Origin of the sequence: Frigoribacterium faeni (assembly GCF_011761235.1) — a bacterium.
Lineage (GTDB): Bacteria > Actinomycetota > Actinomycetes > Actinomycetales > Microbacteriaceae > Frigoribacterium > Frigoribacterium faeni_A.
Genome location: NZ_JAAOYW010000002.1, coordinates 1 through 15,684, shown reverse-complemented (window position 1 = coordinate 15,684; position 15,684 = coordinate 1). Strand labels below are relative to the sequence as shown.

The 15,684-nt window shown below is 73.8% G+C and carries 13 protein-coding genes and 1 pseudogene; all 14 read right to left on the bottom strand.

Translation table 11 applies throughout. The features are described 5' to 3' along the window. Positions 1 to 57: 57 nt before the first annotated feature. The 14 genes and pseudogenes from FHR78_RS06595 to FHR78_RS15115 all read right to left on the bottom strand — a co-directional run bounded on the left by FHR78_RS06595 (position 58) and on the right by FHR78_RS15115 (position 14,964). Positions 58 to 1,155, bottom strand: coding sequence for a prephenate dehydrogenase (locus FHR78_RS06595; RefSeq protein ID WP_208393070.1), 1,098 nt, complete (start codon positions 1,153 to 1,155; stop codon positions 58 to 60). Between the two features lie 1,451 nt (positions 1,156 to 2,606). Then, positions 2,607 to 3,398: pseudogene (locus FHR78_RS06590) on the bottom strand (pseudouridine synthase); the annotation flags it as partial. Further along, positions 3,388 to 4,002, bottom strand: a complete 615-nt coding sequence (gene scpB / locus FHR78_RS06585) for an SMC-Scp complex subunit ScpB (protein WP_166759768.1) — start codon at positions 4,000 to 4,002, stop codon at positions 3,388 to 3,390. The gene scpB and the pseudogene FHR78_RS06590, both read right to left, overlap by 11 nt. Further along, complete coding sequence (locus tag FHR78_RS06580) at positions 3,992 to 4,888, bottom strand: segregation and condensation protein A (RefSeq protein WP_432207142.1); 897 nt, start codon at positions 4,886 to 4,888, stop codon at positions 3,992 to 3,994. The genes scpB and FHR78_RS06580 overlap by 11 nt, the downstream gene beginning before the upstream one ends. Next, the gene (locus tag FHR78_RS06575) at positions 4,872 to 5,771 is read right to left on the bottom strand and encodes an AAA family ATPase (protein WP_166759767.1); all 900 of its coding nucleotides are present in this window, start codon (positions 5,769 to 5,771) and stop codon (positions 4,872 to 4,874) included. Before FHR78_RS06575 ends, FHR78_RS06580 begins: the two co-directional genes overlap by 17 nt. Before the next feature lie 94 nt (positions 5,772 to 5,865). Continuing rightward, positions 5,866 to 6,789, bottom strand: a complete 924-nt coding sequence (xerD, locus tag FHR78_RS06570) for a site-specific tyrosine recombinase XerD (RefSeq protein WP_166759766.1) — start codon at positions 6,787 to 6,789, stop codon at positions 5,866 to 5,868. Between the two features lie 34 nt (positions 6,790 to 6,823). Continuing rightward, a complete protein-coding gene (locus FHR78_RS06565) occupies positions 6,824 to 7,396 on the bottom strand; it encodes an NUDIX hydrolase (RefSeq protein WP_347878096.1) in 573 nt (190 codons plus the stop codon). A gap of 2 nt (positions 7,397 to 7,398) precedes the next feature. Then, positions 7,399 to 9,150, bottom strand: a complete 1,752-nt coding sequence (locus FHR78_RS06560) for a CTP synthase (RefSeq protein WP_166759765.1) — start codon at positions 9,148 to 9,150, stop codon at positions 7,399 to 7,401. Between the two features lie 193 nt (positions 9,151 to 9,343). Next, positions 9,344 to 11,053: a DNA repair protein RecN gene (recN, locus tag FHR78_RS06555; protein ID WP_166759764.1), complete on the bottom strand. Its 1,710-nt coding sequence runs from the start codon at positions 11,051 to 11,053 to the stop codon at positions 9,344 to 9,346. Further along, a complete protein-coding gene (locus tag FHR78_RS06550; protein WP_166760692.1) occupies positions 11,050 to 11,973 on the bottom strand; it encodes an NAD kinase in 924 nt (307 codons plus the stop codon). Before FHR78_RS06550 ends, recN begins: the two co-directional genes overlap by 4 nt. Before the next feature lie 5 nt (positions 11,974 to 11,978). Beyond that, positions 11,979 to 12,833, bottom strand: coding sequence for a TlyA family RNA methyltransferase (locus tag FHR78_RS06545; RefSeq protein WP_166759763.1), 855 nt, complete (start codon positions 12,831 to 12,833; stop codon positions 11,979 to 11,981). Further along, a complete protein-coding gene (locus FHR78_RS06540; RefSeq protein WP_166759762.1) occupies positions 12,830 to 13,021 on the bottom strand; it encodes a hypothetical protein in 192 nt (63 codons plus the stop codon). The genes FHR78_RS06545 and FHR78_RS06540 overlap by 4 nt, the downstream gene beginning before the upstream one ends. Before the next feature lie 13 nt (positions 13,022 to 13,034). Beyond that, positions 13,035 to 14,039: an HAD-IIA family hydrolase gene (locus FHR78_RS06535; RefSeq protein WP_347878095.1), complete on the bottom strand. Its 1,005-nt coding sequence runs from the start codon at positions 14,037 to 14,039 to the stop codon at positions 13,035 to 13,037. Beyond that, entirely contained in the window at positions 14,032 to 14,964 is a 933-nt protein-coding gene (locus FHR78_RS15115; protein ID WP_347878094.1) for a hypothetical protein, read from the bottom strand. Before FHR78_RS15115 ends, FHR78_RS06535 begins: the two co-directional genes overlap by 8 nt. Between the last annotated feature and the right edge of the window lie 720 nt (positions 14,965 to 15,684).

Genomic DNA, 15,684 nt, shown 5'->3' with positions numbered 1-15,684 from the left:
GCTCGACGTCGACCTCGGCGGGCGCGCCGGCGGTCCCGGCCGTGCCCTCCGCGCCGCTCACGCGAACGCCCCCGCCACGGTCCAGCCGCGGCCCTCCAGCTCGGTCACGAGTCGTTCTTCTTGTTCGGGCACGATGGCCACCTCCGCGAGTCCCACCTGCGCGCCGGGCGAGTGCTCCAGCCGCAGGTCTTCCAGGTTGACGCCGATCTCACCGATCTCGGTGAGCAGGCGGGCGAGCTGGCCCGGCGTGTCGTCGACCATGACGATCACCGAGCTGAAGGGCGTCGACCGCCCGTGCTTGCCGGGCAGCCGGGCGACGCCGACGTTGCCCGAGCCGATGGCCTCGGCCACCGTCCGGCGAGCGCCGGGGGCCGTCGGCTCGGCGAGCGCGTCGATGACGCCGTCGAGGTCGCCGCGCAGCTCGCGCAGCACCCCCACGACGCGCGACGCGTTCGCCCCGAGGATCTGCACCCACAGGGCAGGGTCGCTGGCCGCGATGCGCGTCACGTCGCGCACTCCCCCGCCGGCGAGCCCCAGGGAGGCGTCGGTCGCCTCCCGCAGGCGCGTCGCCATGAGGCTCGCCACGACCTGCGGCACGTGGCTGACGAGGGCGACCCCGGCGTCGTGCTCCTCGGGCGTCATCTCGATCGGGGTGGCGCCGAGGTCGAGGGCGAGGTCCTCGACGGCCGCGGCACGGCGGTAGGTGATGTCGTCGTGGCCCGCGATGACCCAGGGCCGCCCGATGAAGAGGTCGGCCCGGGCCGAGATGGCGCCGCCGCGCTCGCGACCCGCCATGGGGTGCGACCCGATGTAGCGCGAGACGTCCGCGCCGCGGGCACGGAGCTCGTCGAGGGGGGCGACCTTGACCGACGCGACGTCGGTGACCAGCGCCTCCGGGAACGCGTCGAGCTCGCGGTGCACGATCTCGGCGGTGACGTCGGGCGGCACCGCCACGACGACGAGCACGGGGGCGTCGCCGTCGGCGGGGACGCGCCCCGCGCCGTAGTCGACGGCGAGGCTGCGGGCCGCGGGCGACGCGTCGTCGAGGATCACGTCGACGCCGTGCTCGCGCAGCCTCAGCCCGATGCTGGTGCCCAGCAGGCCCGAGCCCACGATGCGCACCTGCCCGTCGAGACGGCGCGTGCCGCCGACCAGGTCGCCGACGCTGGCACCCGGGCGTGCCGGGGCCGCGTCGACGGCCCCGGTCACGACGCCGTCAGCCGAGGAGGCGGTGGCCGGGTCGGTCACGACCGGCCGCCCCCGCGGGGACCACGTCCCCCGTCGTCGGGGCGGCCGCGGAACGGACGGTCGCCGCCGCGCTCGGGACGGCCGCCACGGTCGTCACGACCCTGGAAGCCACCGCGCTCGGGACGGCCACCACGGTCATCGCGACCCTGGAAGCCACCGCGGTCGGGACGGCCACCACGGTCATCGCGACCCTGGAAGCCACCGCGCTCGGGACGGCCACCACGGTCGTCGCGACCCTGGTACCCGCCGCGCTCAGGGCGTCCACCACGGTCGTCGCGACCGACGAAGCCGCCGCGCTCAGGACGACCACCACGGTCGTCACGACCCTGGTACCCGCCACGCTCCGGGCGTCCACTACGGTCGTCGCGGCCGACGAAGCCGCCCCGGTCGTCACGGTCGCGGGCGCTGCGGTCCTCGCGGCCGCCGCGGCCGGGTCCGCCGGCGCGGACGCCCGAGGGGCGTCCCGTGCGCGGGTCCTTCGGCAGGTCGCGGTTGGGGTAGCCGGCGGCGCGCTCCTCGCCGGGGCTCAGGGGGCGGTCGCCGCCGCGCTCCGGTCGGCCGCCGCGGTCGTCACGGCCCTGGTAGCCGCCACGCTCCGGGCGTCCGCCACGGTCGTCACGCGAGACGTAGCCGCCGCGGTCGGGACGCGCACCGCGGTCGTCCCGCGACACGAAGCCGCCGCGCTCCGGTCGAGCGCCGCGGTCGTCGCGACCCTGGTACCCGCCGCGCTCAGGTCGACCACCACGGTCGTCGCGACCCTGGTACCCACCGCGCTCCGGTCGACCGCCACGCTCGTCGCGACCCTGGTACCCGCCACGCTCAGGCCGACCACCACGGTCGTCGCGCCCCTGGTAGCCACCACGGTCGTCGCGGCCCTGGTACCCGCCACGCTCAGGTCGACCACCACGGTCGTCGCGCCCCTGGTAGCCACCACGGTCGTCACGACCCTGGTAGCCACCGCGAGCGCCGGACCCGGGGCGGTCGGCCCGAGGCGCGTAGCCACCGCGGTCCTCGCGTGCGGCATAGCCGCCACGGTCCCCACGGTCGCCACGGTCGTCACGGGCGGCCCGCTCCGGGCGCCCGCCGCGGTCGTCCCGCTGCTCGCGCCGTCCTGCCTGCTGGCGCCGCACCTCCGCGCGTCGCGACGTGGGCGCCTCGCCCTTGCCGACACCGGCGCGGGGGCCGGCACCGGGCACCTGGCGACGCGCGTCGCGGGCGTCGGTCTCGGGGTCGTACTCCTGGTCGTCCTCGTCGTAGTACTCCTTCTCGACCTCGTCCTCGTCGAGAGCGACCTCGACCACGTCGGCCTCGTCGACGGGGGCGTCGGGGCTCTCGATCGTGGGGGCGGCGTCGACGCGGGGCGACGGGGAGGCGTCGCGCGAGATCGTGAGGATCGCGCCGAGCTCGGCCTTGTTCAGCGAGCGCATGTGGCCCACCTTGAGGGTGCCGAGGTGCAGCGGCCCGAACGACCGACGGACTAGGTCGATGACCGGGTGGCCCACGGCCTCGAGCATGCGGCGCACGATGCGGTTGCGGCCGGAGTGCAGGGTGATCTCGATGAGCGACGAGTCGGCGGAGCGCGACAGCCCCGCGCCTCCGCCGACCAGGGCCGCCCGGTCGGCCGCGATGGGGCCGTCGTCGAGGTCGACGCCCGAGAGCAGCTGCGTCAGCACGGCCGGCGTGACGACGCCGCGCACCTTCGCGATGTAGGTCTTCGTGACGCCGAACGACGGGTGCGCGAGCACGTGCGCGAGCTCGCCGTCGTTCGTGAGCAGCAGCAGGCCGCTGGTCTCGACGTCGAGGCGGCCGACGTTGAACAGGCGCTCCTCGTAGTCGGAGGTGAACTGCGTGAGGTCGGGGCGGCCGTTCTCGTCGCTCAGCGTGCTGACGACGCCGACGGGCTTGTTGAGCATGACGTACCGGCGCGTCGTGTCGAGCTGCACGGCGGTGCCGTCGACGACGACCTTGTCGGTGTCCGGGTCGATGCGGCGACCGGCCTCGGTCACCACCTTCCCGTTCACCGTGACGCGTCCGGCCGCGATGAGGTCTTCGGAGACGCGGCGCGAGGCGACGCCGGCGGCGGCCATGACCTTCTGCAGGCGCTCGCCCGTGGGCAGGTCGTCGGGGGTGGGGGTGTGGTCAGATGACATCGTCGAATCCTCCGGATCCGTCGGAGAGGAGCGGGGAGATCAGCGGGAGCTCGTCGAGCGAGGCGATGCCGAGGTGGGTCAACAAGAGGTCCGTCGTTTCGTAGGTGATGGCGCCCGTCTCCGGATCGGTGGACGACTCCGTGACCAGGCCGCGGCCGAGCAGCGTGCGCACGACCGAGTCGACGTTCACCGCACGGATCTGCGCGATGCTGCTGCGGGTGACGGGCTGCTTGTAGGCGATGACCGCCAGCGTCTCGAGAGCCGCCTGCGACAGTCTGGACGGGTTCTCCGTCAGCACGAAATCGCGCACCACCGGATCGAGCTCCTCGCGCACGTAGAACCGCCACCCGCCGCCCACCTCGCGCAGCTCGAAACCGCGTCGCGGCGAGCCGTGGACGCCGTCGAAGTCGGCGACCAGGTCGGCGACGGCACGGCGCACCTCGGCGGTGGGCCGCCCGACGGCGGCCGCGAGCGCGAGCAGTGAGAGCGGCTCGTCGGCGACCATGAGCACGGCCTCGAGGGCACGCGCGGTCGCCCGCCCGTCGTCGGCCGACCCCGGCGAGGGAGCGACGGCCGAGGAGGCGCGGGTCGCGTCAGCCGTCATAGTCGGCTCCCAGGGCGGCGAGCGCCTCGTCGGTCCAGTCCTCGGCCACCCAGCGGACGCTGAGCTCGCCGAGGGGCTCGAGCTGCTCGAAGGCCAGCGACCCGTGCCGGTAGAGCTCGAGCAGGGCGAGGAACCGCGCGACGACGACGCCCTTCTGGTCGACCTCGGCCACCAGCTCGCGGAACGTGGCGACGCCGGCGCGGCGCAGCATGGCCACGACCACGGCGGCCTGCTCGCGGATGCTCACCAGCGGGGCGTGCAGGTGGTCGAGGCCGACGGTGGGCACGGCCTTGGGCTCGAGGGCGAACGCCGCGAGGGCGGCGAAGTCCTCGGGCGTGAGCGTCCACACCAGCTCGGGCGTGGTGACGCGGTACTTCTGCTCGAGCCGGACCGACCGGGGGTGCCGGGAGGCCTCGGCGGCGCCGCGCTCGGCGAACCACGTCGCCGCCTGCTTGAACGCCCGGTACTGCAGCAGCCGCGCGAAGAGCAGGTCGCGCGCCTCGAGCAGGGCGACGTCCTCGGCGTCGACGAGCTCGCCCTGGGGCAGCAGGCCGGCGACCTTGAGGTCGAGCAGGGTCGCGGCGACGACGATGAACTCGCTCGCCTGGTCGAGGTTCTCGTCGGTGTCGACCGTGCGCAGGTACGAGAGGAACTCGTCGGTCACGGCGCTGAGGGCCACCTCGGTGACGTCCATCTCGCGCTTGCCGATCAGCGTGAGCAACAGGTCGAACGGTCCGCTGAAGTTGTCGAGCACCACCTCGAAGCGCGACGGCCCCGCCGCGACCACGTCGGCCGGGGCGACGTCGGTCGGGGCCGCCTCGCTCACGGCCGCGTCGCCGGCCAGGGCCGTCGCGGTGGCCTCCGGGGCCTCAGGCTGCGGCACCACGCGCGATCAGCTCTCGGGCCAGCTGGCGGTAGGCCTGCGCCGCCGGGTGCTCGGGGGCGAACTGGGTGATGGGGGTGCCGGCGACCGAGGCGTCGGGGAACTTCACCGTGCGGCCGATGACGGTCTCGAGCACCTCGTCGCCGAAGGCCTCGACGACGCGCTCAAGCACCTCGCGGCTGTGCAGGGTGCGCGAGTCGAACATGGTCGGCAGGATGCCGTCGAGGGTGATGGCGGGGTTGAGCCGGTCGCGGACCTTCTCGATGGTCTCGACGAGCAGCGCGACGCCGCGCAGCGCGAAGAACTCGCACTCGAGCGGGATGAGCACGCCGTGCGCCGCCGTGAGCGCGTTGACCGTGAGCAGGCCGAGCGACGGCTGGCAGTCGATGAGGATGACGTCGTACTCGGCGCTGACCTGGCGGATGATGCGCGCGAGGATCTGCTCGCGGGCGACCTCGTTGACGAGGTGCACCTCGGCCGCGGACAGGTCGATGTTCGCCGGCATGACGTCGAGGTCGTGCACCCGGGTCTGCACGATGACGTCGTGGGCGTCCTTCACGGAGCCGATCATGAGGTCGTAGATGGTGGGCTGGTCGTGCGCCTGCACCCCGAGGCCGGCCGTGAGCGCGCCCTGCGGGTCGAAGTCGATCGCCAGCACGCGTCGGCCGTACTCGGCGAACGAGGCGCCGAGGTTGATGGTCGTCGTCGTCTTGCCGACGCCGCCCTTCTGGTTGCAGAGGGTGATGATGCGCGCGGGGCCGTGGCCGTCGAGCACGGGCGGGACGGCGAACTCGGTGCGCGGGCGACCCGTGGGGCCGTTCGCGGGAACGGTCGCCGGGGCGCTCTCGAAGAGGGCGGGCGTGCTCGAGGTCGACTTGGTGCTCACAGGTCGATGGTAACGGCGACCCCCGATCACGCCGGGCTGGCGCGCCCGCCCGCGGGGCAGGAAGCCTCATGCGGCAGATGAAGGTAGTGCCTGGTCAGGAGGCGGGTCGACGGGCCCGGGGGTGCGCCGTGACGTACATGTCGCGCAGGGCGTCGGCCGTCACCAGCGTGTAGATCTGCGTCGTCGCGACCGACGAGTGCCCGAGCAGCTCCTGCACCACGCGGACGTCGGCGCCGCCCTCGAGCAGGTGGGTCGCGAACGAGTGCCGCAGCGTGTGCGGCGACACGTCGACGTCGAGCTCGGCGCGGTCGGCCGCCGCCTGGATGACCGACCAGGCGCTCTGCCGCGAGAGGCGCGCGCCCCGGGCCCCGAGGAACAGCGCCGGCGTCGCGTCGCCGCGCACGGAGAACTCGGGACGCGCGCGCACCAGCCACGCGTCGAGGGCCCGCCGGGCGAAGCTGCCCACGGGCACGATCCGCTGCTTGCCGCCCTTGCCGAACAGGCGCACGACGTCTCCCCCGTCGATGACGTCGTCCACGTTCAGCGACACGGCCTCGCTGACGCGCGCCCCCGTCGCGTAGAGCAGCTCGAGCAGGGCCTTGTCGCGCACGCGGGCAGGGTCGTCGCCGTCCGTGGCGGCGAGCAGGGCCTCGACCTGGGCGACCGACACGGCCTTGGGCAGGCGGGACGGCAGCTTCGGCGGACGCACCCCGGCCGCGACGTCGACGGCGACCAGCCCCTCCTCGTGCAGGAACCGGTGCAGGCCACGGACGCTCGACAGCGCCCGGGCCACGCTGGAGGCGCGGAGCGGGTCCTCGGCACGCGTCGCGAGGGCGGCCGGGAACGCCGCCACGTCCGCGGGCTCCACCTCGTCGACGGAGGTGCGACCCGCCTCCTCGAGGTGCGCCGCCCAGAGCGCCAGGTCGCGCCGGTACGCCGCCGTGGTGTTCGGCGACAGGCCGCGCTCGACCGTGACGTGCCTCAGGTAGCGGGCCGCCGCCTCCTCGATCGAGGTCATCGTGCGCTCGTCCCGACCGCAGGCCGCCGCGTCGTCAGCGGCGGGCGGCGACGGTCGCGGCGAGCGCCGCGATGCTGAGGATGGAGTTGTGCAGGCGCCCGGCCAGCACGCCGTCGACGACCTCGTCGAGGGCGACCCAGCGCTTCTCGATGTCGGCCTCCTCGTCGGTGCGGTCGAACGCCGCCTCGGTCGCGCTCACGCCGGTCGCCCGGTAGACCGTGACCATCTCGTCGTTGCCGCCGGGGGTCGTGTGGAACGACACGAGCTCGTCCCACGTCTCGGCCTGCAGGTCGGCCTCCTCGGCCAGCTCGCGCTTGGCCGCGTCGAGCTTCGACTCGCCCTCGGCGTCGAGCAGGCCGGCGGGCAGCTCCCAGTCGCGGGTGCGGATCGGGTGCCGGTACTGCTTGATGACGAGCACACGGTCGTGCTCGTCGACCGCGAGCACCGCCACGGCACCGGTGTGCGCGACGTACTCGCGGGTCATCGGCGAGCCGTTGTAGTCGACGACGTCGCGCACGACGTTCCAGACGGCGCCCTCGAAGACCGTCTCGGACGACGTGACGGTCGGGTCGGCGGGCTCGTCGTGCAGCAGCTCGGAGTCGGCCACGGTCAGGACCGCCCGGGTGCCGCGGCCTCGGCCGCGCCGTCGGTCGGGTCGGCGGCCACAGCTGCGGCGACCGCGTCGGCACGGGTGTCGGCCGCGTCGTCGCCCTCGTCGGCGAACAGGCGGCTCGAGTTCTGGCGCTCGAGCGACGCGCCCACGAGACCGCTGAACAGCGGGTGGGCGCGGTTCGGCCGGGACCGCAGCTCGGGGTGCGCCTGCGTGCCGATGTAGAACGGGTGCTCGGCGCGGTCGAGCTCGACGTACTCGACGAGGGTGCCGTCGGGCGAGGTGCCCGAGAAGACCAGGCCGGCGTCGGCGATCTGCTGGCGGTACTGGTTCGAGACCTCGTAGCGGTGGCGGTGGCGCTCGTCGACGAGCTCGGAGCCGTAGAGCTCGGCGGCCAGCGACCCGGGAGCCAGCGCGGCCGGGTACAGGCCGAGGCGCATCGTGCCGCCCATGTCGCCGTCGGCGATGATGTCGACCTGCTCGGCCATGGTCGCGATGACCGGGTACTCGGTGTCGGGGTCGAACTCGGACGAGGAGGCGCCGGCCAGCCCCGCCTTGTCGCGCGCGTACTCGATGACCATGCACTGCAGGCCCAGGCAGAGGCCGAGCGCGGGGATGCCGTTCTCGCGGGCGAACTTCAGCGCGCCGAGCTTGCCCTCGATGCCGCGGATGCCGAAGCCGCCGGGCACGCAGATGCCGTCGACCTGCGACAGCGCGGCGGCCGCGCCCTCGGGGGTCTCGCAGTCGTCGGAGGGGATCCAGACGAGCTTCGCCTTGGCCTGGTGCGCGAAGGCGCCGGCCCGCAGCGCCTCGGTGACCGACAGGTAGGCGTCGGGCAGGTCGATGTACTTGCCGACGAGGCCGATGGTCACCTCGTGCTTGGGCTGGTGCACCGCGTCGAGCACGGTCTGCCAGCCCGACCAGTCGACCTCGCCCGCCTTCTCGGCCAGGCCGAGGTGGCGGATGATGTAGGCGTCAAGCCCCTGCTCGTTGAGCATGGAGGGGATGTCGTAGATGCTCGCGACGTCCTTCGCGTTGACGACCGCGTCCTCGTCGACGTCGCACATCAGGGCGATCTTGCGCTTGTTCGACTCGCTGACGGGGCGGTCGCTGCGCAGCACGAGGGCGTCGGGCTGGATGCCGATCGACCGCAGCGCCGCGACGGAGTGCTGCGTCGGCTTCGTCTTCTGCTCGCCCGACGCGCCCATGTAGGGCACGAGGGAGACGTGCACGAAGAACACGTTGGCGCGGCCGAGCTCGTGCCGCACCTGGCGGGCCGACTCGATGAACGGCTGGCTCTCGATGTCGCCGACCGTGCCGCCGACCTCGGTGATGATCACGTCGGGGGCCACGTCGCCCTCGGCCTGCTGGCGCATGCGGCGCTTGATCTCGTCGGTGATGTGCGGGATGACCTGCACGGTGTCGCCCAGGTACTCGCCGCGGCGCTCCTTCGCGATGACGGTCGAGTACACCTGGCCCGTCGTGACGTTCGCGGCCTGGTCGAGGTCGATGTCGAGGAACCGCTCGTAGTGCCCGATGTCGAGGTCGGTCTCGGCGCCGTCGTCGGTCACGAAGACCTCGCCGTGCTGGAACGGGTTCATCGTGCCGGGGTCGACGTTGAGGTAGGGGTCGAGCTTCTGCATGACCACGCGGAGGCCGCGCGCCGTGAGCAGGTTGCCGAGGCTGGCGGCCGTGAGGCCCTTGCCGAGCGACGACACGACGCCGCCGGTGACGAAGATGTGCTTCGTCACGCTGGCGGACGATGCCGCCTGGCCCGTCTGCCGGGACGAGGAGACCTCAGAAGGGCCACCTCCGTCGATCGAGGAGGATCCAGGGCCCGAGTTCTCAACGTTCACCACGGGATTCCATCCTATGTCACGCGGAGGCCCTCGGCCACCGCCGCCTGTTACGAGTGTGTGACGGAGCGCGCGCCGGTGCGCGTGCTCAGGCCCGGGCGCGCGCCCGGCCCGAGGACGCGAGCTCGAGCAGCTCGCGGGCGTGGTCGAGGCCGCTGGTGCTGTCGGGCAGCCCCGAGAGCAGACGGGCCATCTCGGCGACGCGCTCGTCGCCCTCGAGCTGCTGCACGCTGCTCGCGGTGACCTCGCCCGACGCGTCCTTGACGACGCGCAGGTGGTTCGTGGCGAACGCGGCGACCTGCGCCAGGTGCGTGACGACGATGACCTGGGCGCGTTCCGACAGGGCCGCCAGCCGCCGCCCGATCTCGATCGCGGCGGATCCGCCGACGCCGGCGTCGACCTCGTCGAAGACGAAGGTCGGCACGTCGCTCGAGCCGGCCATGACGACCTCGAGGGCGAGCATGACCCGCGACAGCTCGCCTCCGGACGCTCCCTTGCCGAGCGGGCGGGGCTCGCTGCCCGGGTGCGGCCGCAGCAGCAGCGAGACGACGTCGGCCCCGGTCGTGCCGAGGTCGTCGCGCGGGGTGACCTCGACGACGATCTCGGCCCCCGCCATGGCGAGGGCGGACAGCTCGGCGCTGACCCGGGCGGACAGGTCGGCGCCCGAGGCGCGGCGCAGGTTGCTGAGAACGGCCGCGCGGGACTCCGCCTCGGCCCGGAACTGCGCCACCTCGTCGTCGAGCGAGGCGAGCCGGTCGTCGTCGCCGTCGAGCTCGACGAGACGGCGGCTGCCCTCGTCGAGCAGGCGCAGCACGTCGTCGAGGCCCGGGCCGTGCTTGCGCATCAGGGCCGTCAGCTCGGCCCGGCGGGTCTGCACGGCCTCCAGGTCGCCCGCCGCGTCGGCGTCGAGGCCGCCGAGGTAGCTCGACAACCGCGCGGACGACTCGGACACCTGCACGCTGACCTCGGCCAGCAGGTCGGCGATGGGCGCCAGCTCGGGGTCGTGCGGCGCCACGCGCTCGACTTGGCGACGGGCCTCCTCGACGAGCGAGAGCACGTCGCGGGTGCCGTCGACCGCGTCGGTCGAGAGGATCTCGTGGGCGAGGCCCGCGGCGAGCCGCAGGTCCTCCGAGTTGCTGAGGCGGTCGGCCGTCGCGTCGAGCTCGTCGAGCTCGCCGGCCACGGGCGACGCGGCCTCGATCTCGTCGATGGCTGCGCGCAGCGCCTCGGCCTCGGCACGCCGCTCGTCGCGGTCGCGGGTGATCTCGGCCAGCTCGTCACGAGCCGCCGTCCAGGCGTCGAAGGCGGCCCGGTAGGAGGCGGCGGCCGCGGCCAGGGGCGCGCCTCCGTGGGCGTCCACCGCCGCCCGCTGCGCCTGGGCCGACTTGAGGCGGATCTGCTCGGACTGCCCGTGCACGACGACGAGGTGGTCGGCGAGGTCGCCGAGCACGCCGATCGGGGCGGAGCGCCCGCCGACGACCGCCCGGCTGCGGCCCTCGGCCGAGACGACGCGGCTGAGGAACAGCTCGCCGTCGTCGACGTCTCCCCCGGCGTCGCGGACCCGCTCGACGACGGCGCCGCCCTCGGGCACGACCCAGCGGCCGTCGACGACCGCCTGGGCGCTGCCGGAGCGCACCACGCCGCTCTCGGCCCGCTGGCCCAGCAGCAGGCCGAGGGCGGTGACGACCATGGTCTTGCCCGCGCCGGTCTCGCCCGTGACGGCGGTGAAGCCGGGCCCGAGCGGCAGGGTGGCGCGACCGATGACGCCGAGGTCGCGGATGGCGATCTCCTCGATCACGAGGCGTCTCCCTGCTCGGGGCCGCGCCAGCCGGTGACGGGCAGCTTGAACTTCGCGACGAGACGGTCGGTGAAGGGGCCCTGCCGGAGGCGGGCGAGCAGCACCGGCTGCGTCGAGCGCGTGCACTCGACCCGCGCGCCGGGCGGCAGGTCGTGCTCGCGGCGACCGTCGCACCAGAGGATGCCGCGGCCGTCGGTGCGGCTCATGACCTCGACGGCGAGCGTCGAGTCGGGGCCGACGACGAGCGGACGGGCGAACAGCGCGTGGGCGCTCAGCGGCACGAGCAGCAGGGCCTGCACCTCGGGCCAGACCACGGGCCCGCCGGCGGAGAACGAGTAGGCGGTGGAGCCGGTGGGGGTCGACATCACGACGCCGTCGCAGCCGAACGACGACAGGGGCCGCCCGTCGACCTCGATGACGACCTCGAGCATGCGCTCACGCGAGGCCTTCTCGACCGTGGCCTCGTTCATGGCCCAGGTGCGCCAGACGACCTCGCTGCCCTCGACGACGCTCACGTCGAGCGCGAAGCGCTCCTCGACGTCGTAGTCGCGGGCGACGACGCGCGACACGGCCGAGGCCATCTCGTCGCGCTCGCTCTCGGCGAGGAACCCGACGTGGCCGAGGTTGACCCCGACGATCGGGGCCCGGGTGCCGCGGACCAGCTCGGCCGCGCGGAGGATGGTGCCGTCGCCGCCGAGGACGACGACGCACTCGAGCTCGTCGAGCGAGACGTCGTCGCCGAGGATGTCGACCTGGCCGATGCCCGGCTCGGCGGCCCGGATGTCGTCCCACTCGTCGCGGGAGAGCACCGGTCGCACGCCGGCGGCGACCAGGAGCCCGCACACCTCGAGGGCCGCGTCGAGCGAGTCGCGTCTGCCCGTGTGGGAGACGACGAGGATGTGCCGTGTCGTCGTGTCGATCTGTCTCACGCTCCCGTCGTGCTCTCGGACCTGCTCAGCCATTCTGTCGGATTGGACCCGTGAAGAGCCGACAGGCGGACGACGTACTCCTTGTTGCCGGCCGTGCCGACGATCGGTGAGGGGATGAGCCCCGCCGTGCCGAGGCCGAGGTCGTGGGCGGCCCACAGCACGCCCGTGACGGCCTCGTTCCGCAGTGCCGCGTCGTGGACGATGCCCTCGCGGATCCCCTGCCGGCCGACCTCGAACTGCGGCTTGACCAACAGGACGAAGTCGCTCTCCACAGGGACGCTCCCCACGAGGGCGGGCAGCACCATGGTCAGCGAGATGAACGACAGGTCGGCCACGACGAGGTCGACGGCGTCCGCGCGAGGGCTGAGCCCGCGCAGCTGGTCGCGGTCGAGGTAGCGCGCGTTGACGCCCTCGACGACCGTGACCCGCGCGTCGCTCCGTACCGAGGGCGAGAGCTGGCCGTGGCCGACGTCGAGCGCGACGACGTGCTCCGCCCCGCGCTCGAGCAGCACCTGCGTGAAGCCCCCGGTCGACGCCCCGACGTCGAGCGCCGTGCGCCCCCGGGGATCGACGCCGAACGCGTCCAGCGCGCCGACGAGCTTGTGGGCGGCGCGGCTCACGTAGTGGTCGAGGCCCGCCACCGTCACGACGTCCGACTCCCCCACCCGCGACGACGCCTTGACGACGCCCGAGCCGTTCACCGTGACGAGGCCGTCGGCGAGGAGGCGGGCCGCGTGCGTGCGGGACCGCGCGAGTCCCCGACGCGCGAGCGCCGCGTCGAGCCGCTCACCGGCCGGCTGGTCGTCCGGCGACGGTCCCGGGTCGGCAGGGTCCTCGATGCGGACGGTCATCGACCACCGGGTCGGTCGTCGATCCGGCCGGGCTCCTCGAGGGCGGCGCGGAGCTCGTCGTGCACCTCGGCGAAGGCCGCGGCGCGCTGGTCGAGGGGCAGGCCCTCGACCGACCGGAGGCGCGGCGCCAGACCGGCCACCGCCTCCTCGTGCGACGTCGGCTCGACGGTCTCGGACTCCTGCTGCATGGTGTCGCCCACCCTACTCACCGGGGTGCAGGCCGGGGTCGATGTCGAGGCCGTAGATGGCCCGCCCCGTGCCCCAGACCGCGTGCGTGCCGGCGCGCAGCAGGTCGACGGGGTCGTCGCCCGCCGTGACGATGCGCACGACGCCCCCGCGCACGGCGACGCTGGCGCCGCGCACTGTGACGACGTGGACGTCCTGCTCGTCGTGCTCGACGATCTCCGGGTACGGCTGGCTCAGCTCGCGCAGGTCGCCGACGACGAAGTCGGGCCGCGAGCCCTTCTCGGCCGCCAGCAGCTGCTTCGCCCCGTCGATGCCCGTGAGCACCAGCACCGAGACCAGCCCGGCGCGACGGGCCCCGAGGATGTCCGTGTCGAGCCGGTCGCCGATGAACATGGCCTTGGTGGCGCCGAAGCGCTCGACGGCGGCGGTGAAGATGGGCGTCTCGGGCTTGCCCGCCGTCACGGGCAGGCGGCCGACGGCCGTGTGCACGGCGCTCACGAGCGTGCCGTTGCCCGGTGCCGTGCCGCGCTCCTGGGGGATGGTCCAGTCGGTGTTCGTGGCGATCCACGGGATGTCCACCGCGAGGGCGAACGACGCCTCGGCGAGGTCGGACCAGCCGACCTCGGGGCTGAAGCCCTGCACCACCGCGGCCGGAGAGTCGTCCGCGGACCGCGTGACGCGGAAGCCCTCCTGCTCGAGCACGGAGGTCAGGCCCTCGCCCCCCACGACGAGGACGGTCGAGCCGGCGGGCACGGCGTCGGCGAGGAGGCGCACGGCCGCCTGCGGGGACGTCACCACGTCGTCCCCCGTCACCTGCAGGCCGTAGCCGCGCAGCTGTGCCGCGACGGTGTCGGCGGTGCGCGAGGCGTTGTTGGTGATGTAGCCCACCCGGTGGGTGCGGGCGGCGTCGGTCAGGCTCTCGACGGCGTGGTCGATGGCCTGGGACCCGCGGTACACGACCCCGTCGAGGTCGGCGAGCACCGTGTCGACGCCGTCCAGCGGCGTGGGGCCGTCAGCCACGGTCGGCGTCCTCGTGGTCGTCCTGCGTGTCGGTGTCGACCTGCGTGTCGGTGTCGGCCTGCGTGTCGGTGTCGGCCTGCGTGTCGGTGTCGGCCTGGTCGGGCTCGTCGGTCGCCTCGGGCTCGTCGCGGCCCTCGGCGTCGACGCTCTCGTCGACCGCCTCGGCCTCGTCCACCGCGTCGGTCTCCTCCACCGCGTCGACGTCGTCGAGATCCACCACGAAGTCCTCGTCCAGCTCTTCTTCCACGATCTCGACCGTCTCGCGGTCGTCGTCGCCGTGGGCCGCCTCGAGCGCGGCGTCCGCGCGCTCGGCGAGGGCACGCCACTCCTCGGCGTCCCGCTCACGACCGAGGTCGTCGAGCACCGTCGCGTAGGCGTCGAAGAGGGCGGGGCTGTAGTCGAAGGCGCGCTTGCGGTCGAGCTGGGGGATCTCGAGCTCGCCGAGCGCCGCATCCGGCTGGCCGAGGTCGAGACGGGCCCCGCTCATGGCGATCGCGAGCGACACCCGCACCGACGCCGGCAGCGTCGAGACGTCGACCGAGCGCCCGAGCTCGAGCGCCCGCTCGGGGCGGCCCAGCCCGCGCTCGCTGTCGACCATGAGGGGCAGCTGGTCGTCGCGGCCGGTGATGCGACGGTACGTGCGGAGCTCGCGCAGCGTCAGGGCGTAGTCGCCGACCGTGTACGCCGTGATGGCGATGGTCTCGCGCACGACGCCGATGCGGCCGGCCCGTCGCCCAGCGGACAGCGCGTGCTTGTGCGCCTCCTCCGGGTCCTCCTCGATGAGGCGCCCGGCCATCACCAGGTGCTTGGCCACCCAGTCGGCGTTCTCTTTGCTCAGCGTCTTCAGCTCGCCGCGCGCGACCTTGTCCAGGTCGCGGGGCTCGACGTCGTCGGGGACGTGCGCCACCTCCTGCGCAGGACGCACCGATTTGAGGCCATAGGGGTCACGATCCTCGGGGGTCTCCCGGTCGCGCCCCTTGTAGCCGCCCGAGGCCGGTCGCCCGCCCGCACCGCGAGGGCCGGCAGACGGACCACGCCGGTCGCCTCCGCCCTGGGGGCGACCCGAGGAGGCGCGGTCCCCGTACGCAGGACGGTCGCCTCGCTGAGGGCGGTCGCCCCGACCCGCGCGGTCGCCGTAGGTCGGACGGTCGCCCCGTCCTGCATCCCCCCGCCCACCACGGGCGGCATCGCGGGCACCCCCCGAGGACGACGCACCAGGACGACCGGAGCCGCCCGTCGACGACCGAGGCCCTCCTGAGGACCGAGGCCCTCCTGAGGACGACGCACGAGGCGGACGCCGGTCATCGTCGCGACGAGCGGGGCGGTCACTCCGGGCACCGCCGTCACGGCCGGCGGCAGGATCACGTCGGGGTCGGTCGGCTCGGTCGTCGTCGCGGTCGCTCACGGAGGTTCTCCTCGTTGTTCGGTCGTGCAGGCAGCTGTTGTGTTGTGGGGCTCACGCCCAGGAGTTCAGGGCCCGGTGCACTCGACGTGCATCCGGACGAGGTACGAGACTACCAAGGGGTCACGCCGACTCATGCGGGCGACCCGTTAAACGAGAAGAGCCCCTCCGTGGAGGGGCTCTTCTGTAAAGGAAGTCCGGCGGTGTCCTACTCTCCCACAAGGTCCCCCTTGCAGTACCATC